Below are 19,970 nucleotides of genomic sequence, written 5' to 3'. Positions count from 1 at the left end.
CGACCGTGATCTTCATCGTCACCGCCGATGGCCAGCTGGACCTGGGCGACCGCAAGGTCCGCTGCGCGCTGGGCCCCGCCGGGGTCGTGCCGGCCGCGAAAAAGCGCGAGGGCGACGGGGCGACGCCGGCCGGCGTCTGGCCGATCCGCGAGGTCTGGTACCGACCCGACCGCGGGCCGCCGCCGGCCACGGAGATCCGCGTCCATTGCCTGGCCGAGGACGACGGCTGGTGCGACGACCCGGCCGACCCCGCCTACAATCGCCACGTGAAGCTGCCCTATCCCGCCAGCGCCGAGCATCTGTGGCGGGAGGACGCCGGCTACGACATCGTCGTGGTGCTGGGGCACAACGACGACCCGGTCGTCCCGGGCCTGGGCTCGGCGATCTTCCTGCACATCGCCCGGCCCGACTACGCGCCCACCGCCGGCTGCGTGGCCGTGACCCGCGAGGATCTGGAGGACCTGCTCGACCAGGTCCGGCCGGGCGACGCGGTCGAGATCAGGCTCTAGGCGTCCGCGCCCCGAACACCGCCGAGCCCACGCGCACGCTGGTGGCGCCGAAGCGGATGGCCGTCTCGAAGTCGCCGCTCATGCCCATCGAGAGCTTCGCCAGGCCATTGCGCGCGGCGATCTTCGCCAGCAGGGCGAAGTGCGGGCCCGGCGGCTCAGCCTCGGGCGGAATGCACATCAGGCCCTCCGGCTCGAGGCCGTACGTCGCCCGGCAGGCGGCGATGAAGGCGTCGGCCTCGGGCGGGACCACGCCCGCCTTCTGCGGCTCCTCGCCCGTGTTCACCTGGATGTAGAGCCGCGGCGTCCGACCCTGCTTCTGGGCCTCGTCGGCCAGCACGCGGGCCAGCTTCTCGCGGTCGAGGGTTTCGATCACGTCGAAGAAGGCCACCGCCTCGCGCGCCTTGTTGGTCTGCAGCGGTCCGATCAGGCGCAGCTCGATCTCGCCGCGCCGCTCGGCCCAGCGGGCCATCGCCTCCTGCACCCGGTTCTCGCCGAACACCCGCTGGCCGGCGGCCAGGACCGGCGCGACCGCCTCCCAGGGCTGCTGCTTGGAGACGGCGACCAGGGTCACATCGGCCGGATCGCGACCGGCGGCTTGCGCGGCGCGGGCGATCCGGGCCACCACATCGGCGTAGGCAGCGGCGTCGGGGAGTTCGGCCATTTCCGGGTTCTGGACCTTGCAGAGGACGGCCCGTCTCCTAGCGCGCCGGCGGCCCCGGTGGAAACCGCTTCGCGGGACTTTGCCGCCCCTGCTGTTCTTCACCGATCCCAAGCGGACCCCGGATCCCGCCGCCGTGGCGCGGCGCCTGCCCCGGGGCTCGGCCGTCGTCTATCGCCACTTCGGCGCGCCCGACGCCGAGCGCCAGGCCCGGGCGCTGCTGGCGATCGCGCAAGCCCGCGGCCTCAAGCTGCTGATCGGACGCGACGCGGCGCTGGCCGCCCGCATCGGCGCCGACGGCGCGCACCTGCCTGAGGCCCAGGCCTGGCGCGCGCGGGCGCTCAAGCGGTCTCGTCCCGGCTGGATCGTGACCAGCGCCGCCCATTCCCTGTCGGCCGCCCGGCGCGCCTCGGGCGACGCCGTGGTGGTTTCGGTGGCCTTTCCGTCGCGCAGCGCCTCGGCGGGGCCGGCGCTGGGGCCGGTTCGGCTGGCGGCCCTGGCGCGTGCGTGCGGACGGCCCGTCTATGCGCTCGGAGGCATCGACAACAAAACGGCCCGCCGTCTGCTCGACGCGGGCCTGATCGGACTGGCGGCCGTGGATGGCCTGGCCGGCTAGAACTTGAAATTCGTCTCGAGGCGGACCTTGGGGGCGTCGGCCGGTCGCGCCGCATTGGCCCGCGGCGTCAACTCCTGGTCGCCCAGGGCCACCGAGCCGCCGACCCGAAGCGACGGCGTGATCCGGAAGAAGGCCCCAGCCTGGACGTCGTTGAGCGTCGAGGGCCGTTCGGAGGGCTGCTGCAGGTTCACCGTGATGCCGAAGCGGCCCTTGCTGGCGTCCCAGCGGAACAGCCGGCCGGCGTCGGGCGCCGCCGTGGCGGGCTCGGAGCGGACCGTGAAGTCGACCGTCTTGCCCTTGTCGGCCGCCCACGCGCCGTTCGCCGCCGCGCTTGCCAGCGCGGCCACGACGATCATTACGCACGTGCGGACCTTGGACATCGGTCTCTATATAGCCCCAACGGTCACCAATCGCGACCCGACCAGATAGCACGGCCTCGCGATTGCCAGCCGATTAAAGTCGGTGGTGATTTGCGGTCAACAGGACTCGCCTTCCACGGGCCGCCATACAGCAAGATGGCAGGCGCCTGTGGCGGCGCTGCCACGCGATTCCTGTTTGGCGCCAATCATCGCATTGTTATAGAGGGCGCCGGCGCGGGGCGGCGCCGTGGCGCTCGACGCTGCGGAATTCATTGGAGACGGATGCATATGCCGTTTGTGCGCGGTAATCGGATGCGTGGCCTGCTGATGGCGACGGCGGCGGTCAGCCTGATCTCGGTCGGCGCCTGCGGCAGCCTGCCCTTCACCGGCAAGAACAAGGTGCGCGCCCCGGGCGACAACGCCGCGGCGATCGGCGTCAACGGCTATCTGTGGCGCGCGGCCCTCGACACCCTGGCCTTCATGCCGCTGCAGTCGGCGGACCCCTACGGCGGCGTGATCGTCACCGACTGGTACGCCAACCCCGAAAAGCCCGACGAGCGCTTCAAGTGCACCGTCTACATCCTGGATGCGCGGCTGCGCGCGGACGGCCTGAACGTGGCCGTCTTCAAGCAGAACCGCGACGCCTCCGGCAATTGGGTGGATGCGCCGACGGCCTCGCAGACCGAGACCGACATCGAGAATTCGATCCTGACGCGCGCCCGCCAGCTTCGACTTTCGAACATCCGGGGCTGAGCCCCGCGACCCGTTCGACTGTCGACGCGCCCGGCATGAAAGGCCGTTGACCGGAAGTCCAACCCCCGTCAAAGGCCGCCGTCATGGCACGTTACAATCCGAAGGAAACCGAGCCGAAGTGGCGTCAGGCCTGGGCCGACGCCGACTCCTTCCGCGCGGTCGCCGATCCCGCCAGGCCCAAGTACTACGTGCTGGAGATGTTCCCGTACCCGTCGGGACGCCTGCACATGGGCCATGTGCGCAACTATTCGCTGGGCGATGTCATCGCGCGCTTCAAGCGCGCCCGCGGCTTCTCGGTGCTGCACCCCATGGGCTGGGACGCCTTCGGCCTGCCGGCCGAGAACGCCGCCATGGAACGCGGCGTCGATCCCAAGGCCTGGACCTACGAGAACATCGCCCGGATGCGGGCCGAGCTGAAGGAACTGGGCCTCAGCATCGACTGGTCGCGCGAGTTCGCCACCTGCGACGTCGAATACTACGGCAAGCAGCAGGCCTGGTTCCTGGACCTGTACGAACGCGGCCTGGTCTACCGCAAGGAAAGCGTCGTCAACTGGGACCCGGTCGACCAGACCGTGCTGGCCAACGAGCAGGTGGTCGACGGCCGCGGCTGGCGTTCGGGCGCGGTGGTCGAGAAGCGCAAGCTGAACCAGTGGGCGATGCGCATCACCGACTACGCCGACCAGCTGACCGACGACCTGGCGACCCTGGACCGCTGGCCCGAGAAGGTGCGGGTCATGCAGGAGAACTGGATCGGGCGCTCCAAGGGCCTGAAGTTCCGGTTCCATTTCGCCGGCGAGGGCCCGGCCGAGGGCCTGGAGGTCTACACCACCCGCCCCGACACCCTGTTCGGCGCCAGCTTCGTGGGCGTGGCCGCCGACCACCCGCTGGCCGAAGCCGTCGCGGCGAAGGACCCCAAGGCCGCGGCCTTCATCGCCGAATGCCGCAAGGGCGCGGCGACCGAGGCCGAGATCGAGACCGCCGAGAAGATCGGCTACGACACCGGCCTGAAGGTGAAGCACCCGTTCGATCCGAACTGGGAGCTGCCGGTCTGGATCGCCAACTTCATCCTGATGGACTACGGCACGGGCGCGATCTTCGCCTGCCCGGCGCACGACCAGCGCGACCTGGACTTCGCCCGCAAGTACGGCCTGCCCGTGAAGCCCGTCGTCCTGCCGGCCGGCGAGGACGCGGCGAGCTTCGAGGTGGGCGACGAGGCCTACGTGGGTCCGGGCGCGATCTTCAACTCGGACTTCCTGGACGGCATGGACGTCGAGGCCGCAAAGGCCGCCGCCATCGCGCGGATCGAGGCCCAGGGCGATGGCGACGGCGCGACGGTGTTCCGCCTGCGCGACTGGGGCGTTTCGCGCCAGCGCGCGTGGGGCTGCCCGATCCCCGTCGTGCATTGCGAAAAGTGCGGCGTGGTTCCGTTGCCCAAGTCGGCCCTGCCGGTCGCCCACCCGGATGACATCGAGTTCTCCAAGGCCGGCAATGCTCTGGATCGGCACCCGACCTGGAAGCACACGACCTGCCCCACCTGCGGCGGGCCCGCCACGCGCGAGACCGACACGCTGGACACCTTCGTCGACAGCTCCTGGTACTTCGCGCGCTTCGCCAATCCGCACGCCGAGGAGCCCATCGACAAGGCGGCGGCCGACTACTGGCTGCCCGTCGACCAGTACATCGGCGGCATCGAGCATGCGGTGCTGCACCTGCTCTACGCCCGTTTCGTCACCAAGGCCCTGGCCGACGACGGCCAGCTGTCGGTGCGCGAGCCCTTCGCCGGCTTGTTCACCCAGGGCATGGTCACCCATGAGACCTACCGGCGGCAGAACGGCGAGTGGGTCGAGCCGAAGGAAGTCGAGATCGAGGTGGTGGGCAATACCCGCCGCGCGACCCTGGGCGCGAACGGCGAGCCGGTGACGATCGGCGATTCCGAGAAGATGTCGAAGTCCAAGCGCAACACCGTGGCGCCCGAGGAGATCTTCGACGTCTATGGCGTGGACGCCGCCCGCCTGTTCGTGATGTCCGACAGCCCGCCCGAGCGCGACGTCCAGTGGACGAGCGGCGGGGTCCAGGGCGCCTGGCGCTTCGTCAACCGCGTCTGGGACGAGTTCGACAGCCAGCCGGCGGAGGTCGGGGCGGCAGAGCCCGAGCCCGAGCTGCGCCGGGCGACGCACAAGCTGGTGAAGCAGGTGACCGAGGCGATCGACACCTTCCGGTTCAATTCCGGCATCGCGCGCCTCTACGAGTTCCTGAACCTGCTGAAGGCCAATCCCGCCAAGGGCGCATCGCCCGCACTGCTGGCGGCCCGCCAGGAGGCCCTGCTGGCCTTCGCCCGCCTGATCGCGCCGTTCACGCCGCATCTGGCCGAGGAGTGCTGGGCCCGCATCGGCGGGAGGGGTATGGTCGTCGAGGCCGAATGGCCCGGCTTCGACCCGGCCCTGACCGAAGACGCCGTCAAGGTGCTGCCCGTGCAGGTCAACGGCAAGCGGCGCGGCGAGATCACCGCGCCGGCCGGGGCCGAACCGGCCGATGTGGAGAAGATCGTGCTTGACGATCCCGAGATCGCACGGCGCCTTGAGGGCCTGACAATCCGCAAGGTGATCGTGGTGAAGGATCGCATCGTCAACATCGTGGCGGCATGAGGCCGATGCGCGTTCTCGCCCTCGCCCCGCTGGCCGCGGTCGCCGCCATGGCGCTGTCCGGCTGCGCGGGCTTCCAGCCTCTGTACGCCCAGGACGCGGTGGTGAAGAACCTCGCGGCGATCCAGGTCGACGCCCCGGCGGGCCGCACCGGCTACCTGCTGCGCCAGCACCTCGACGACGCCTTCGTGAAGGATCACGGCGCTGCGCCCGCCTACGAGATGGCCCTGACCATCGCCGAGGCCCGCTATCCGCGCGGCGTGCGGGTCGACAACGTGGCCACCCGCTACGAATACGTGCTGACCACCGGCTACACGCTGAAGGCCCTGCCCTCGGGCGCCGTCGCCAAGTCCGGCCAGGTGCGCGTCGAACTCACCTACGACTCCGCCGACCAGCCCTACGCCTCGATCTCGGCCCAGCAGGACGCGCAGGACCGCGCCGCCGAGGAGGCCGCCCGGCGCATCGAGCTGGAGCTCGCCGTCTGGCTCGCCAACGGCGGCCACACGGCCAAGGCGCAGAAGTAGCCCCAGGAGGGGCGCGAGGATGATCCTCAGCCGGCGGCCCGACATCGAGCGTTTCCTCGCGAAGCCCGATCCGGCCATCCGCGCCGTCCTGATCTATGGCCGCGACCTGGGCGTGGTGCGAGACCGCGCCCGGCAGCTGGCCGCGAAGCTGGTTCGCGATCCCGACGATCCCTTCGACGTGGCGCTGATCAGCGAGGCCGACCTCGCCGACGACGGCGCCCGCCTCGAGGCCGAACTCGCCGCCCAGTCGCTGATGGGCGGCCGGCGCCTGGTGCGCGTGCGGCTTGCCGACGGCAAGGCGGCTGTGGACAAGGCGGTGGCGGAAGCCCTGACCCGCCACGCCGCCGGCGAGCTCAATCCGGACGCCGCGTGCGTGATCGAAGCCGGCAACCTCGGCCGGGACTCGGCGCTGAGGAAGGCGGCCGAGAAGGCGGCCGGGGCGGCGGCCATCCCCTGCTACGAGGACGAGCCCGGAGACGTGGCCCGGCTGGTGCGCGAGACCCTGGCCCAGGACCAGGTGGCGCTGAACGCCGAGGCCCTGGCCATGTTCGTGGCCCGGCTGCCCAGGGAACGCGGCGTCGCGCGCCAGGAGATCGAGCGGCTGGCGCTCTATCTCGGCCCGGGCAGCAGCATGACGGCAACGCCCGCGGATCTGGAGCCGTTCCTGGGCGTGGAGCCCGAGGCCTCGCTGCTCGACGCGGCGGCCGACGCCTTCGGCGGGCGGATCGCCGAGGCGCAGGCCGGCCTGCGCCGCGCGGCCCAGGAGGGCGAGAGCGGCCCCGCGGCGGTTCGCGCCGTGGGCGTCCATCTTGGGCGCCTGCGCAAGGCCCTGACCTTGGCCGCCAACGGCGCGGGCCTGCAGGAGGCGGCCAAAGCCTCCGGCGTGTTCTGGAAGCAGGAACGCGAGTTCCTGCGCCAGGCGCGGGCCTGGAACCTCGACGAACTCGACCGCATCCAGCCCGAGGTGCTGGCGGCCGACCGCGCCTGCAAGACGGCCGGGTCGCCCGACCGCCTCATCGCCGAACGGCTGGCGCTGACCGTCGCCAGCCGCGCGCGGCGCCTGGGACTCTGACCGGCCAGAGCGCCAGAGCCGGTCAGGGTGAAGTGGATGCCGGTTCACCCGCCCGGACGGGCTCTGAACTCCTGAATATGGAGCCTTCTCGTCCGGATCAGGTGATTCCACCTGATCCGGGAAGGCTCTAGGCTCCCTTCGGGGAGGGACGCCATGATCCCGAAAGTCTTCATCGCGGCCGTGCTGGCCGCCTCGTCCGCGCTGGCCGCGCCGCCCTTGCCGCCGGAGACCTACCGCCAGCCAGCGAAGCTGGTCACTCTGCCCGACGGGCGGAAGATGAACCTGCTTTGCCTCGGCGAGGGCTCGCCCGTGGTGGTGCTGGACGCCGGCTACGGCTCGGGCGCCAGCGTCTGGGCCCAGATCCATCCCACCCTGGCCGAGACCACCAAGGTCTGCGCCTTCGACCGGCCCGGCAACGAATGGAGCGATCCCGGGCCCCTGCCCCGCACCACCGCCGCGATCGTCGCCGACGAGCGCGCCATGCTGAAGGCGGCTGGATTGAAGGGTCCGTTCGTGCTGGTCGGCCACTCCATGGCGGGCCTGGACGTGCGCCTCTACGCCTCGCGCCATCGCAAGGAGGTGGCCGGCGTCGTCATGGTCGATCCCTCCAATCCGCACCAGCAGGACCGGTTCGCCGCCGTCGCGCCCGCCTCCACCGCCCGGGACGCGGCGCGCATGGCCGGCCGGCGCAAGTGCGTGGACCAGCTGGTGGCGGGCGAGCTGAAACCCGAGGACGGCGCGGCGTACGCGGCCTGCTTCCCCGCGCCGCCGTCCAACCTGCCCGAGCCGTGGCGCGCGACCCTGGCGGCGTGGCGGACCGATCCCGCGCGCCTCGCCAACCTGATGTCGGAGGTGGAGTCCATGCCCGGCGCCGACTCCGATCAGATCGATACGGCGGCCCGCCCGCTGGGCGACCTGCCGCTGATCGTGCTCACGGCCGACGGCACGGCCCGGGCGCTCGGCAGCTCGCCGGAGGAGCGCGAAGCGGCGGCCAAGGTCTGGAGCGCCATGCACGACGAGGCCGCCGCGCTCTCGACGCGCGGCGAGAACCGCCACGTGGACGCCGGTCACTACATCTGGGCCGAGAAGCCCCAGGCGGTCATCGACGCCGTCAACGAGGTCGTGGCGGCCGCGCGGGCCAGGAAGGGTCGCTAGCGGCGCGTCAGGCGGCGGCAGATCTCGTCGAGCTGTTCGAGGCTGGCGTACCTGATCTTGATCTCGCCCGCGCCGCCACGGTCGGCGATGTCGACGCCCATGCCCAGCGCTTCCTCGAGGTCGGCTTCCAAGGCGGCGGTGTCCGCGTCCTTCGCCTTGCGCGGGCCGGAGGCCTTTTTCGGCGCGGTAACGTTCTGACGCGCGAGCCCCTCCACTTCGCGGACCGACAGCTGCTTTGTGACGGCAAGTTCGGCAAGCTGACGAGGGTTTTCGGCGGAAAGCAGCGCGCGGCCGTGTCCGGCGGTCAGTCGGCCGGCCAGCAGATGCTCCTGCACGTCCTCGGGCAGCTGCGCCAGGCGCATGGTGTTGGCCACGTGGCTGCGCGACTTGCCGACGAGGGCGGCCACCTCTTCCTGGGTCTGTTCGGCCTGCCCCATCAGCGTCACATAGGCGCGCGCCTCTTCGATGGGATTCAGGTCGGCGCGCTGGACGTTCTCGACGATTGCGATCTTGAACGCCTCGAGGTCGCTGAGCGGCCGCACCAGGGCCGGCACCGAGGCCAGGCCCGCCCTTTGGGCCGCGCGCCAGCGCCGCTCGCCCGCGACGATCTCGAACTCGCCTTCGGACCGCGCCGACGGCCGGACCAGGATCGGCTGCAGAACACCCGACTCCCGGATCGAAGCCTCCAGCTCGGCCAGCTCGGCCTCGCCGAAGATGCGGCGCGGCTGTCCGGGGTTGCCGTGGACCAGCTCGATCGGGATATCGCGCACGCCCTCGTCGGGCGGCACGGCGTGAGCGATGTCCTCGACCTCGCCCAGCAGGGCCGAAAGTCCGCGGCCCAGCCCGCGGGTCCTGTTCTCCGCCATCAGCTCAACTCCAGGCGCTCGGCGCGGCGCTTGCGCTCACGCAGCACCACTTCGCGCGCCAGCTTCAAATAGGCCTGGCTGCCGGCGCAGCGCAGATCATAGACCAGCGCCGGTTTGCCGAACGACGGCGCCTCCGACACCCGAACGTTCCGTGGGATCACCGTCTGGTAGACCGTTTCACCGAAGTGGCTGCGCACGTCGTGCGCCACCTGCGACGACAGCGAATTGCGCCGGTCGTACATGGTCAGCACCACGCCCTGCAGCTCCAGGCCCGGGTTCAGGCTGGCCCGCACGAGATCGATGGTGCGCATGAGCTGTGACAGGCCTTCGAGTGCGAAGAACTCGCACTGCAACGGCACCAGCACGGCGTCGGCGGCCGCCATGGCGTTGACCGTCAGCAGGTTCAGCGACGGCGGGCAGTCGATCAGCACATAGGTGTAGCCCCGGCCGGCCTTCAGCGGCGCGAGCGCGTCGCGCAGACGGAACGAACGGCGCGCCTCCTGCCCCAGCTCCAGCTCCACGCCCGAGAGGTCGGGATCCGACGGCACCACTTCGAGGCCGGGCACGGAGGTCTTCACCACCGCGTCCAGGACCTCCCGCTCGCCCATCAGCACATCGTAGAGGGTGGTCTTACGCTGCGCCCGGCCGATCCCCAGGCCGGTGGAGGCGTTGCCCTGCGGGTCGGAGTCGATCAACAGGACGTTTTCGCCTACCGCGGCCAGGGCCGTGCCCAGATTGATCGCGGTGGTGGTCTTGCCCACCCCGCCCTTCTGGTTCGCCACCACCAGGATGCGTAGGCCCGGATCAGTCCTACCGGGCACGACGAAGCTTCCTCACGCGCACGATCCGGCCCCTTTCGTCACTCGCCGAGGGTACAGTATCGGCTTCAAAATCCCAGGATTTTGACGCGTCCTGAAGCTCAGCCCCTACATCTTGCCCCTTGAGGAACAAGCCCGTCGCCCCCGCCTTGAGGTAGGGCCGGGCATACCCCAGCAGGCGAGCCAGCGGCGCGCAAGCCCGCGCGGTGACGATGTCCACAGACAGAGCGAGGTTTTCCGCACGCGCGTTGTGGACCGTGGCCGGCAAGTCGAGGGCCGCGACCGCTTCCGACAGGAACCGGCAGCGCTTGGCCATGCTCTCGACGAGGTGGACGTGAAAGCCAGGCCGGCCCTTGCCCAGGATCGCCAACACCAGGCCGGGAAGGCCCGCGCCGGCGCCGAGGTCGGCCCAGGTGAGAGCGTCGGGCGCGAGCTTCAGGAGCTGAGCCGAGTCCCAGGCGTGGCGGTTCCAGAAGTCGGGCAGCGTGGCCGGGCCCACGAGGTTCATTCGCTCATTCCAGTCGGCCAGCATGACGCGGAACCGGTCGAGGTCGGCGACCTGCGCCGGCGTGGCCCCGCTGACGGCCGCGAACGACGCGGCGTCGGACACCGGGGCCTCAGGCTGCGCGGCGACGGACATGGGCGAGCAGGGCCGTGAGCGCGCCGGGGGTGACGCCTTCGATGCGGGCCGCCTGGCCCAGGGTCAGCGGGCGCACGGCGGAGAGCTTTTCGCGCACCTCGTTCGAGAGGCCGCCGATGGCGGAGTAGTCAAGGTCGGGCGACAGGCGCAGGTCCTCGTCGCGGCGGAAGGCCTCGGCGTCGGCCGCCTGGCGGTCGAGGTAGCCGTGATAGGCCGCGTCGATCTCGATCTGCTCGCGCACGGCGCCCGGCCATTCCTGGATGTGGGGCCAGACCCGGGCCAGGTCGTCGAAGCCGATGGTGGGATAGGCCAGCAGCTGGACGAGGTCGCGGCGCTGGCCGTCGGCCTTGACCGGCAGGCCGGCCCGGGCGGCCTCGGCGGGCGTGAGGGTGAGCGCGCGGGCCTGGGCCCGGGCGTCGGCCAGGGCGGCCTGTTTCACGTGAAACGCCCGCGCGCGATCCGAGCCCACGACGCCGAGCTCGATCCCCCGGCCGGTCAGCCGCTGGTCGGCGTTGTCGGCCCGCAGCGTCAGGCGGAACTCGGCCCTGCTGGTGAACATCCGATAGGGCTCGGTGACGCCCCGGGTCACGAGGTCGTCGATCAGCACGCCGATGTAGCCCTCGTCGCGGGCGAACTGGGCCGGGGCGGCGCCCGAGGCCGCCCGCGCGGCGTTGAGGCCGGCGACGAGGCCCTGGGCCCCCGCCTCCTCGTAGCCCGTGGTGCCGTTGATCTGGCCGGCGAGGTAAAGGCCCGGCAGGCGCTTGGCCTCCAGGGTCGGGAACAGCTCGCGCGGATCGACATAGTCGTATTCGATCGCATAGCCGTGGCGCTTCACGACCACCTGCTCCAGGCCCGGGATGGTCCGCAGGAACAGGTCCTGGGTCTCGGCCGAGACCGAGGTCGAGATCCCGTTCGGATAGACCGTGTCGTCGTCGAGGCCCTCGGGCTCGAGGAAGATCTGGTGGCTGGTCTTGTCGCGGAACCGCACCACCTTGTCCTCGATGGAGGGGCAGTAGCGCGGGCCCCGCCCGGAGACCCGGCCGCCATAGACGGCGCTCTCGCCCAGTCGCTCGGCGATGATCCGATGGGTCTCCTCGGTGGTGTAGGTGATCCCGCACTGGATCTGCGGCGTTACGATCGCCTCGGTGAGGAACGAGAACGGGATCGGCTCGTCGTCGGCCGCCTGCATCTCCAGGCGGTCCCAGGCGATGGTGCGCCCGTCGAGCCGGGCCGGCGTGCCGGTCTTGAGCCGCCCCATGGCCAGGCCCAGCGCATAGAGCCGGTCGGAAAGCCCGATCGCCGGGGCGTCGCCCACCCTGCCCGCCGGGATGCGCAGCTCGCCCTGGTGGATCACGCCCTTCAGGAAGGTGCCCGTGGTGAGCACCACGCGCCCGGCGCGATAGGCCTCGCCGGTCGCGCCCACGACGCCGGCGACGCGGCCGCCCTCGACGATCAGGTCCTCGACCGCCTCGGCCCGGATCTCCAGGCCGGGCGTCGCCGCCAGCTCGGCCTGCATGGCCTCGCGGTAGCGTTTCCGGTCGATCTGGGTTCGCGGACCGCGGACGGCGGCGCCCCGCGAACGGTTGAGCATGCGGAACTGGATGCCGGCGACATCGGCCAGCCGGCCCATCACCCCGTCGAGCGCATCGATCTCGCGGACGAGGTGGCCCTTGCCGAGCCCGCCGATGGCCGGGTTGCAGCTCATCTCGCCGATGGTCTCGACCTTGTGCGTCAGCAGCAGGGTGCGCGCGCCGAAACGCGCGGCGGCGGCGGCGGCCTCGCAGCCGGCGTGTCCGCCGCCGATGACGATCACATCCCAATCGCCTTGCGGGCTGGTGTTTTCGGGCCGGGCCATGGAGCCGCCCATATAGTCCAAGGCGGCCGATGTTTCACGTGAAACAAGGCCGCTGCGGCGATGCAGCCCGGGCGCGGCCGGGCCCCGCTCAGTGTTTCACGTGAAACATCGGCCTCACTTGCCGATGCAGAAGGTGGAGAAGATCCGGCCCAGAACCTGCTCCGGGTCGATCCGCCCGGTGATCCGGTGAAGCGCCCGGGCCGCCAGCCGCACGTCCTCCGCGGCCAGCTCGAGGTGCTCGTCCTGCAAGAGCGCGTGGCGCAGCCGGTCGGCCGCCTCGGTCAGCAGCTCCTGATGCCGGATCCGTGTCGCCGCGGGCGGCTCCGCCCCCGCCAGGGCGTCGATAACCCGCTCCTCCAGGGTGGATTGCAGCCAGTCGAGGTCGCCCGGCCCCTTGGCGGTGATCTCCGCGCTCCCCAACCCGAGCCGCCTCGCCTGCCCCGCCGCCCAGCCGCCGGCGCCGCCGCCCGGCAGGTCGCGCTTGGTGATCAGGCACAGGTCGTCCGGCCTCAGCTCCATGGGCAGGGTGGGGATTTCGCCGCTGGAGCCGTCCACCAGCCACAGGCGCAGGTCGGCCCCAGCCGCCCAGGCCCGCGCGCGGCGCACGCCCTCCGCTTCGATCTCGTCGCCCGTCTCCCGCAGCCCCGCCGTGTCGGCCACCACCGCCTTGTAGCCGGCCAGGACCATGGGGACCTCGATGATGTCCCGCGTGGTGCCGGGCGTGGCGGTCACGATCGCCGCCTCGCGCCGCGCCAGGGCGTTCAGCAAGGTGCTCTTGCCGGCATTGGGCGCGCCGATCAGGGCGATCCGATAGCCCTCGCGGATGCGCTCGCCCCGCTCAGCGTCGGCCGCCGCCGTCTCCAGCTCGGCCACCAGCGCCTCCAGCACCGGCCGCGCCCGCGCCGCCACGTCGTGGGGCACCTCCTCGTCGGGAAAGTCGACCGCCGCCTCCAGCATGGCCAAGGCCTCGGTGAGCGCCTCGCCCCAGCGGGCCTGGGCGTCGGACAGGCGGCCGCCGAGCTGTTCGATGGCCTGGCGCCGCTGCGCCTCGGTCTCGGCGTCCACGAGGTCGGCCACGGCCTCGGCCTGGGCGAGGTCGAGCTTGCCGCGCTCGAACGCACGGCGGGTGAACTCCCCCGGTTCGGCCAGCCGCAGACCCATTTCGCCCAGGGCCTCGATCATCGCCGCCATCACCGCCGTCCCGCCGTGGACCTGCAGCTCGGCCATGTCCTCGCCGGTGTAGCTGGCCGGTCCCTGGAAGAAGAGGATCAGCGCCTCGTCGATGGGCTCGCCCATCGCATCGGTCAGCGCCCGCAGCGTCGCGCGCCGGGCTGGCGGCACGCCGCCGGCCAGAAGGTCGAGGGCCTCGCGCGTCCGCGGGCCCGAGATCCGCACCACCGCGACCGCCGCCCGGCCCGCAGCCGTGGCGGGCGCATAGATGGTGTCGCTCATTTGCGGGTGGTGGCGGCTTCCATGAACCTGCGGAACTGCTCCTGGGCGCCCGCGCCCAGGGTCATCCAGTTCTTCATGAACTCCTCGGGATTCAGCATCGAAATGTTGGCGTCGATCCGTTTGCTCATCTCGGCGACGAGATGATCGTTCAGCGCGCTGACATCCGGCAGACCGAGGAACCGCCGAGCTTCTTCCGGGCTGCAATCCACCTCGATGGTCATCTTCATGACGTCTGGCCTCTTCCAATCTCGCCCACCATATGGCCGTGAGCCGGGGGTTTGCGCTAGACCCTTAGGACCACCCGCAATTCGATGGCCGAACCGAGTCCCCCTCCGGCGCATTGCGCGCTAGTAGCCTCGGACGGCGCACAAGGCAGCAGGCGAGGACGCGACATGGGCGAGCGTATCAGTATCTCCACCCCCGAGGGGGCCTTCTCCGCCTACGTGGCGCGGCCGGCGGCGGCCAAGGCGCCCGCCGTGGTGGTGATCCAGGAGATCTTCGGCGTGAACAAGGTGATGCGCGACATCACCGACGGCCTGGCGGGCCAGGGCTATCTCGCCATCTGTCCCGACCTCTTCTGGCGGATCGAGCCCGACATCGACATCACCGACCAGTCGGAAGCCGAATGGAAGAAGGCCTTCGAGCTGTTCAACGCCTTCGACGTGGACCAGGGCGTCAAGGACATCCAGGCCACCATCAAGGCCGCCCGCGCCGACGCCCAGTGCGACGGCAAGGTCGGCGCCGTCGGCTTCTGCCTCGGCGGGCTGCTCGCCTACCTGACCGCCACCCGCACCGATGCGGACGCGGCCGTGGCCTACTATGGCGTGGGCATCGAGAACCGGCTCGGCGAGGCCGAGAAGCTCTCGCACCCGCTCCTCATCCACGTGGCCGAGGAGGACCAGTTCGTGCCCAAGGAGGCCCAGGCGATGATCCGCCAGGCCCTGCAGCACCACACCCAGGTGGAGCTCCACACCTATCCCGGCCGCGACCACGCCTTCGCCCGCCACGGCGGCGAGCACTATGACGCGGCCGATGCGAGACTGGCCGGCGAGCGCTCCCTGGCCTTCTTCAAGCGGACCATCGGCTGATGCGCGCGATCCAGTTCGAACAGACCGGCGGGCCCGAGGTTCTCCAGCTCGTCGAGGTCGAGACCCCCAAGCCCGGCCCCGGCCAGGTGCTGATCCGCAACCAGGCGATCGGCGTCAACTTCATCGAGACCTACCAGCGCGGCGGCCTCTATCCCGTGAAACTGCCCTCCGGCCTGGGGGGCGAAGGCGCGGGCGTGGTCGAGGCGGTCGGCGATGGCGTGACCCGCTTCAAGGTCGGCGATCTCGGCGCCTACGCCGGCGGGGTCATGGGTTCGTACGCCGAATATGTGGTGGTGGCCGCCGACCGGGTCGTGAAGCCGCCGCCCGGCATCGACGCCCGCGTGGCGGCCGCGGCCCTGCTGAAGGGGCTGACGGTCGAGGCCTTCATCCGCCGGCTCTATCCCGTGAAGGCGGGCGAGACGGTGCTGGTCCACGCCGCCGCGGGCGGTGTCGGCCAGATCATGGTGCAGTGGCTCAAGGCCATCGGCGCCGAGGTCATCGCCACGGTCGGCTCCGAGGAGAAGGCCGAGCTCGTGCGCGGGCTGGGCGCCGACCACGTGATCCTCTACCGCGACCAGGACGTGGCCGCCGAGGTGAAGCGGATCACCGGCGGCAAGGGCGTGCCGGTCGCCTACGACTCCGTGGGCAAGGACACCTTCGAGGGCACCCTGGGCAGCCTCGCCCGCCGTGGCTGGTTCGTGAGCTTCGGCAACGCCTCCGGCCCGGTCCCGCCGGTCGACCCCCTGCGCCTGATGCGCGGCGGCTCGCTGGTGTTCACCCGCCCGACGCTGTTCGACTACGCTTCCACGACCGAGGAACTGGACGCCTCGGCCGCGGCGCTGTTCGAGATGATCGCGTCGGGGAAGGTGAAGATCGAGATCGGCCAGACCTTCCGGCTGGCCGAGGCGCGCAAGGCCCACGAAGCGTTGGAGAGCCGGGCCACGGTGGGCGCGAGCCTGCTGATCCCGTAGCGCCCCCACCCCGCTCGCCTTTGGCGAGTCGCCCTCCCCCTCGTGGGGAGGGTGGACGGCGCGCAGCGCCGGACGGGCGGGGTTGGCGTTTCACGTGAAACGCCGTCACACGGCGTAAGACGGCCGGCCGCCGTGCGACTATCTTCCCGGCTGGAGGAGACGCGCCATGGACATCACCCGCCGAGCCGTGACGCCGGGCCTGCTCGCCATACTCGCGGGTGCGGCCAGCCCGTCGCGCGCCGACACGCCCGCGTGGCGCGTTCCCGACGACGCAGCCATCGCCAAGATCCTGGCCGACCGGATCGACGTCCAGAAGCAGGGCGTCGGCCTCGTGGTGGGGGTGATCGACGCCGCCGGGCGGCGGATCATCACCCACGGCGCCCTCGCCAAGGACGATCCACGGCCGCTGGGCGGCGACACCCTGTTCGAAATCGGCTCGATGACCAAGGTCTTCACCGGCCTTCTGCTCGCCGACATGGCGCGCCGGGGCGAGGTGAAGCTGGACGATCCGGCGGCCAAGTACCTGCCCGATGGCGTCCACGTACCCGAGCGGGACGGCCGGCAGATCACCCTGGTCGACCTGGCGACCCAGACCTCGGGCCTGCCGCGGATGCCGACCAATTTCGCCCCGAAGGACCCCCTGAACCCGTTCGCGGACTACACCGTCGACCAGCTCTATCCCTTCCTCGGCGGCTATGTCCTGACCCGCGACATCGGTTCCAAGTACGAGTACTCCAACGTCGGCATGGGCCTGCTGGGCCACGTGCTCGCCCGCCGCGCCGGGACCGACTACGAGACGCTCGTGCGGCGCCGCATCACCGGGCCGCTCGGCATGACCGACACGGCCATCACCCTGACCCCCGACCAGAAAGCCCGTATGGCCACCGGCCATACCGAGGATCACCAACCGACGCCCGCCTGGGACCTGCCCACCCTCGCCGGCGCGGGCGCGCTGCGGTCCACGGCGGACGACCTGCTCGTCTTCCTCGCCGCCGAACTCGGCTTCGCCCCGTCGCCCCTGAAGCCGGCCATGGACGCCCAGCTGGCCGTCCGCCGGAGCGCCAGCCCCATGATGGACGTCGCCCTGGCCTGGCACATCCTGAAGACCCCCGCGGGCGAGATCGTGTGGCACAACGGCGGGACCGGCGGGTTCCGGACGTTCTTCGGTTTCGACCCGAAGGCGAAGGTCGGCGTGGTCGTGCTGGCGAACCTGAGCAACCTGATCGGCGCCGACGACATCGGCTTCCACCTGCTGACCGGCCGGCCGCTCGCCGTGCTGAAGCCGCCCGGGCCGGCGCGCCGGGCCATCACCCTTCCGGCCGATCAGCTGGCCGGGCTGGCGGGCCGCTACCGGTTCGCGACGGGCGCGGCGGTGCTGACTGTCACGCTTCGGGACGGCCGCCTGTTCGCCGAGCTGTCCGGACAGGCCGCCTACGAGATCTACCCGGAGAGCCGCGACGAGTTCTTCTACAAGGTGGTGGACGCCCAGCTCAGCTTCGCGCGCGGCGCCGACGGGCGTGCGACGTCGGTGACCCTGCACCAGAACGGCCACGACCAGGCGGCCGGCCGCATCGAGCCTTAGAAGCCGGCACGGTCCGAAAAGGGGAACCCGCCAAGGCGCTCTGGCGCGCACGGAGCGGTATCCGTGCCCGAGCAACCGTCGCCATTTCGCGACAGCGGCAATTTTAACAAATGGCCGTTGTTTTTATTGAGGTTTTTTGGACCGATTAGGGATGTCATCCCGGCTTGGCGGAACGCGACGCAGGGCTTCCCGCGCGTCCGACCGTCGTCATCGGCCTCCGAGGAAAATGTCCGTCGCCGACGCCGAGGGGTCCCGGTCTTCGGCCCATGGCCGAAACCGGGATGACATGACGGGAGTGCGTCTGCCCTAGGTGTTCATCGACTGGAAGAAGTCGGCGTTGTTCTTCGACTGCCGCAGCTTGTCGAGCAGGAACTCGATCGCGTCCTGCGCGCCCATGGGCGAGAGGATGCGCCGCAGGATGTAGGTCTTCTGCAAATCGTCCTTGGGCGTGATGAGCTCGTCCTTGCGGGTGCCGGACTTCAGCACGTCGATCGCCGGATAGATGCGCTTGTCGGCGACCTTGCGGTCGAGGACGATTTCCGAGTTACCCGTGCCCTTGAACTCTTCGAAGATGACTTCGTCCATCCGGCTGCCGGTATCGATCAGGGCGGTGGCGATGATGGTGAGCGAGCCGCCCTCCTCGATGTTCCGCGCGGCGCCGAAGAAGCGCTTGGGCCGTTGGAGCGCGTTGGCGTCGACGCCGCCGGTCAGCACCTTGCCCGAGGACGGAACCACGGTGTTGTAGGCGCGGCCGAGGCGGGTGACCGAGTCGAGCAGGATCACCACGTCGCGCTTGTGCTCGACCAGGCGCTTGGCCTTCTCGATCACCATCTCGGCGACCTGGACGTGCCGCGTCGCCGGCTCGTCGAAGGTGGAGGAGATCACCTCGCCCTTCACCGTGCGCTGCATGTCGGTGACTTCCTCGGGCCGCTCGTCGATCAGCAGCACGATCAGGTAGCACTCGGGGTGGTTGTTCTCGATCGACTTGGCGATGTTCTGCAGCATCACCGTCTTGCCGACCCGCGGCGGGGCGGTGATCAGGCAGCGCTGGCCCTTGCCCAGCGGGGCGACGATGTCGATGACCCGGCCCGAGCGGTCCTTCAGCGTGGGATCGTCGATCTCCATGCGCAGGCGCTGGTCGGGATAGAGCGGGGTCAGGTTGTCGAACAACACCTTGTGCCGGACGTTCTCCGGCGGCTCGAAATTGATCTGGTCGACCTTCACCAGGGCGAAGTAGCGCTCGCCCTCGCGCGGGGCCCGGACGGCGCCCACCACCGTGTCGCCGGTGCGCAGGCCGAATTTCCGGATCTGCGAGGGGCTGACGTAGATGTCGTCGGGGCCGGGCAGGTAGTTGGCCTCGGGGCTGCGCAGGAAGCCGAAGCCGTCCTGCACCACTTCCAGGGTGCCCGAACCCTCGATCTCGACGCCTTCCTCGGCCAGCGTCTTGAGGATCGCGAACATCATGTCCTGCTTGCGCATGGAGTTCGCGGATTCGACCTCGAGCTGTTCGGCGAAGGCCAGCAGGTCGGCCGGCGACTTGTCCTTCAGCTCCTGCAGGCTCATGCGGGTGAGCCCCATGGCGGCGATCGCCTTGGCGGCCTCGGAGGGCTCGTCGGACTCGGCCTGCTCTTCGACGGCGGCCTGGGATTCGGTGGATTCGAGCGTCTCGGTCTCGGGCGCTTCGATCTCGGTTTGGTCGTCTTGCATTGATTCCACTTTGGAATTCGCGCGTCCCCGGACGGAGTCCGGGTGCGGGGGTTACTCTGAGGGCGCCTTCGGGCGCCGGATTTGAACTTCGTCTGGGAGCCGGCCGGCGGTGAGACCGCGCGTCGCCGGAAAAGAGGCGGGGCGCGCCGGAGTCCGACGCGTAGGGCCAGCGGAACCACATCCGCCGCGCCCGGTCAAGGGCGCCGCCTCGTCCCTCAGATAGGTCAGCGCGCGCCGAATTGAAGGGTGACGGCCAGGACCGCGACGATGGCGACCAGGAAGGGGATCTCGTTGGTGGCGCGCCAGAACTTCGCCGAGCGCGGCCGTTCGCCGGCGGCGAGGCGGCGGCGCGACGCCGAGAGGAACCCGTGCCAGCCCGAGAGGAAGATCACCGCCGCCAGCTTGGTGGCCATCCACGGCTGGGCCAGGAACGCCCAGCCCTCCTTCGCCGCATAGACGTGCCAGAGGATCAGGGTGATCCCGAGGAGCCAGGTCAGGCCCATCGCCGGGTTGATGATGATGCGCAGCAGCTTCATCTCCCACACCTTGAAGTGGGCGTCGAACTCGCTGCCGGGCGGGGCGGTCTCGGTGTGGTAGGCGAAGAGCCGGGGCAGGTACATCATCCCGCTCATCCAGGCGATCACCGCGATGATGTGCAGCCCGCGCAGCAGGTCGTAGCTGAGGAAATTGGGCCAGGTCATTC

At 70.6% G+C, this 19,970-nt stretch carries 20 protein-coding genes; 10 read left to right on the top strand and 10 right to left on the bottom strand.

Annotated elements, in window-relative coordinates:
• Positions 1-5 precede the first annotated feature (5 nt).
• Positions 6-509: a L,D-transpeptidase family protein gene (locus tag GC203_RS05885; protein ID WP_293452338.1), complete on the top strand. Its 504-nt coding sequence runs from the start codon at positions 6-8 to the stop codon at positions 507-509.
• Here GC203_RS05885 and GC203_RS05880 read toward each other — a convergent pair.
• Positions 499-1,170: a YggS family pyridoxal phosphate-dependent enzyme gene (locus GC203_RS05880; protein WP_293452335.1), complete on the bottom strand. Its 672-nt coding sequence runs from the start codon at positions 1,168-1,170 to the stop codon at positions 499-501. The genes GC203_RS05885 and GC203_RS05880 overlap by 11 nt on opposite strands.
• Positions 1,171-1,249: 79 nt before the next feature.
• Here GC203_RS05880 and GC203_RS05875 point away from each other — a divergent pair, with 79 nt between their 5' ends.
• Positions 1,250-1,783 (top strand): thiamine phosphate synthase, encoded by a 534-nt coding sequence (locus tag GC203_RS05875; RefSeq protein ID WP_293452332.1) that lies wholly within the window; start codon positions 1,250-1,252, stop codon positions 1,781-1,783.
• On the opposite strand, the gene GC203_RS05870 is transcribed toward GC203_RS05875, so the two are convergent.
• Positions 1,780-2,163 (bottom strand): NtrZ family periplasmic regulatory protein, encoded by a 384-nt coding sequence (locus GC203_RS05870; protein ID WP_293452330.1) that lies wholly within the window; start codon positions 2,161-2,163, stop codon positions 1,780-1,782. The genes GC203_RS05875 and GC203_RS05870 overlap by 4 nt on opposite strands.
• Before the next feature lie 291 nt (positions 2,164-2,454).
• Between GC203_RS05870 and GC203_RS05865 the strand changes: the two genes are divergently transcribed.
• From GC203_RS05865 to GC203_RS05845, 5 genes are all read left to right on the top strand, one after another.
• A complete protein-coding gene (locus GC203_RS05865; protein ID WP_293452327.1) occupies positions 2,455-2,895 on the top strand; it encodes a DUF3576 domain-containing protein in 441 nt (146 codons plus the stop codon).
• An 83-nt stretch (positions 2,896-2,978) separates the two neighbouring features.
• Positions 2,979-5,540 carry a leucine--tRNA ligase gene (leuS, locus tag GC203_RS05860; protein ID WP_293452324.1) on the top strand — a complete coding sequence of 854 codons (2,562 nt, stop codon included), beginning with the start codon at positions 2,979-2,981 and terminating at the stop codon, positions 5,538-5,540.
• A gap of 5 nt (positions 5,541-5,545) precedes the next feature.
• A complete protein-coding gene (lptE, locus tag GC203_RS05855) occupies positions 5,546-6,061 on the top strand; it encodes an LPS assembly lipoprotein LptE (protein ID WP_293452321.1) in 516 nt (171 codons plus the stop codon).
• Between the two features lie 19 nt (positions 6,062-6,080).
• Positions 6,081-7,133 (top strand): DNA polymerase III subunit delta, encoded by a 1,053-nt coding sequence (gene holA, locus GC203_RS05850; RefSeq protein ID WP_293452318.1) that lies wholly within the window; start codon positions 6,081-6,083, stop codon positions 7,131-7,133.
• A 153-nt stretch (positions 7,134-7,286) separates the two neighbouring features.
• Positions 7,287-8,288, top strand: coding sequence for an alpha/beta hydrolase (locus GC203_RS05845; RefSeq protein ID WP_293452315.1), 1,002 nt, complete (start codon positions 7,287-7,289; stop codon positions 8,286-8,288).
• On the opposite strand, the gene GC203_RS05840 is transcribed toward GC203_RS05845, so the two are convergent.
• From GC203_RS05840 to GC203_RS05815, 6 genes are all read right to left on the bottom strand, one after another.
• Positions 8,285-9,154: a ParB/RepB/Spo0J family partition protein gene (locus GC203_RS05840; RefSeq protein WP_293452313.1), complete on the bottom strand. Its 870-nt coding sequence runs from the start codon at positions 9,152-9,154 to the stop codon at positions 8,285-8,287. The genes GC203_RS05845 and GC203_RS05840 overlap by 4 nt on opposite strands.
• A complete protein-coding gene (locus tag GC203_RS05835; RefSeq protein WP_293452311.1) occupies positions 9,154-9,975 on the bottom strand; it encodes a ParA family protein in 822 nt (273 codons plus the stop codon). The genes GC203_RS05840 and GC203_RS05835 overlap by 1 nt, the downstream gene beginning before the upstream one ends.
• Complete coding sequence (gene rsmG / locus GC203_RS05830) at positions 9,965-10,612, bottom strand: 16S rRNA (guanine(527)-N(7))-methyltransferase RsmG (protein ID WP_293452309.1); 648 nt, start codon at positions 10,610-10,612, stop codon at positions 9,965-9,967. The genes GC203_RS05835 and rsmG overlap by 11 nt, the downstream gene beginning before the upstream one ends.
• On the bottom strand, positions 10,590-12,467 hold the full coding sequence (gene mnmG, locus GC203_RS05825) for a tRNA uridine-5-carboxymethylaminomethyl(34) synthesis enzyme MnmG (RefSeq protein WP_293452305.1): 1,878 nt from the start codon (positions 12,465-12,467) through the stop codon (positions 10,590-10,592). Before mnmG ends, rsmG begins: the two co-directional genes overlap by 23 nt.
• Before the next feature lie 114 nt (positions 12,468-12,581).
• On the bottom strand, positions 12,582-13,919 hold the full coding sequence (gene mnmE / locus GC203_RS05820; RefSeq protein WP_293452302.1) for a tRNA uridine-5-carboxymethylaminomethyl(34) synthesis GTPase MnmE: 1,338 nt from the start codon (positions 13,917-13,919) through the stop codon (positions 12,582-12,584).
• Complete coding sequence (locus tag GC203_RS05815) at positions 13,916-14,146, bottom strand: DUF6489 family protein (protein ID WP_293452300.1); 231 nt, start codon at positions 14,144-14,146, stop codon at positions 13,916-13,918. Before GC203_RS05815 ends, mnmE begins: the two co-directional genes overlap by 4 nt.
• Positions 14,147-14,311: 165 nt before the next feature.
• Between GC203_RS05815 and GC203_RS05810 the strand changes: the two genes are divergently transcribed.
• The 3 genes from GC203_RS05810 to GC203_RS05800 all read left to right on the top strand — a co-directional run bounded on the left by GC203_RS05810 (position 14,312) and on the right by GC203_RS05800 (position 17,560).
• Complete coding sequence (locus GC203_RS05810) at positions 14,312-15,007, top strand: dienelactone hydrolase family protein (RefSeq protein ID WP_293452298.1); 696 nt, start codon at positions 14,312-14,314, stop codon at positions 15,005-15,007.
• Positions 15,007-15,978, top strand: a complete 972-nt coding sequence (locus GC203_RS05805) for a quinone oxidoreductase (RefSeq protein WP_293452296.1) — start codon at positions 15,007-15,009, stop codon at positions 15,976-15,978. Before GC203_RS05810 ends, GC203_RS05805 begins: the two co-directional genes overlap by 1 nt.
• Before the next feature lie 166 nt (positions 15,979-16,144).
• On the top strand, positions 16,145-17,560 hold the full coding sequence (locus GC203_RS05800; protein WP_293452293.1) for a serine hydrolase: 1,416 nt from the start codon (positions 16,145-16,147) through the stop codon (positions 17,558-17,560).
• 306 nt (positions 17,561-17,866) lie between these two features.
• Here GC203_RS05800 and rho read toward each other — a convergent pair whose 3' ends face one another.
• Positions 17,867-19,267: a transcription termination factor Rho gene (rho, locus tag GC203_RS05795; protein ID WP_293452290.1), complete on the bottom strand. Its 1,401-nt coding sequence runs from the start codon at positions 19,265-19,267 to the stop codon at positions 17,867-17,869.
• Positions 19,268-19,491: 224 nt separating this feature from the next.
• Complete coding sequence (locus GC203_RS05790; RefSeq protein ID WP_293452287.1) at positions 19,492-19,968, bottom strand: CopD family protein; 477 nt, start codon at positions 19,966-19,968, stop codon at positions 19,492-19,494.
• Between the last annotated feature and the right edge of the window lie 2 nt (positions 19,969-19,970).

Origin of the sequence: Phenylobacterium sp. (genome assembly GCF_016124325.1) — a bacterium.
Classification (GTDB): Bacteria; Pseudomonadota; Alphaproteobacteria; order Caulobacterales; family Caulobacteraceae; genus Phenylobacterium.
Note: the sequence above shows the minus strand (reverse complement) of the source record. Positions and strands in the feature narration are given on the sequence as shown.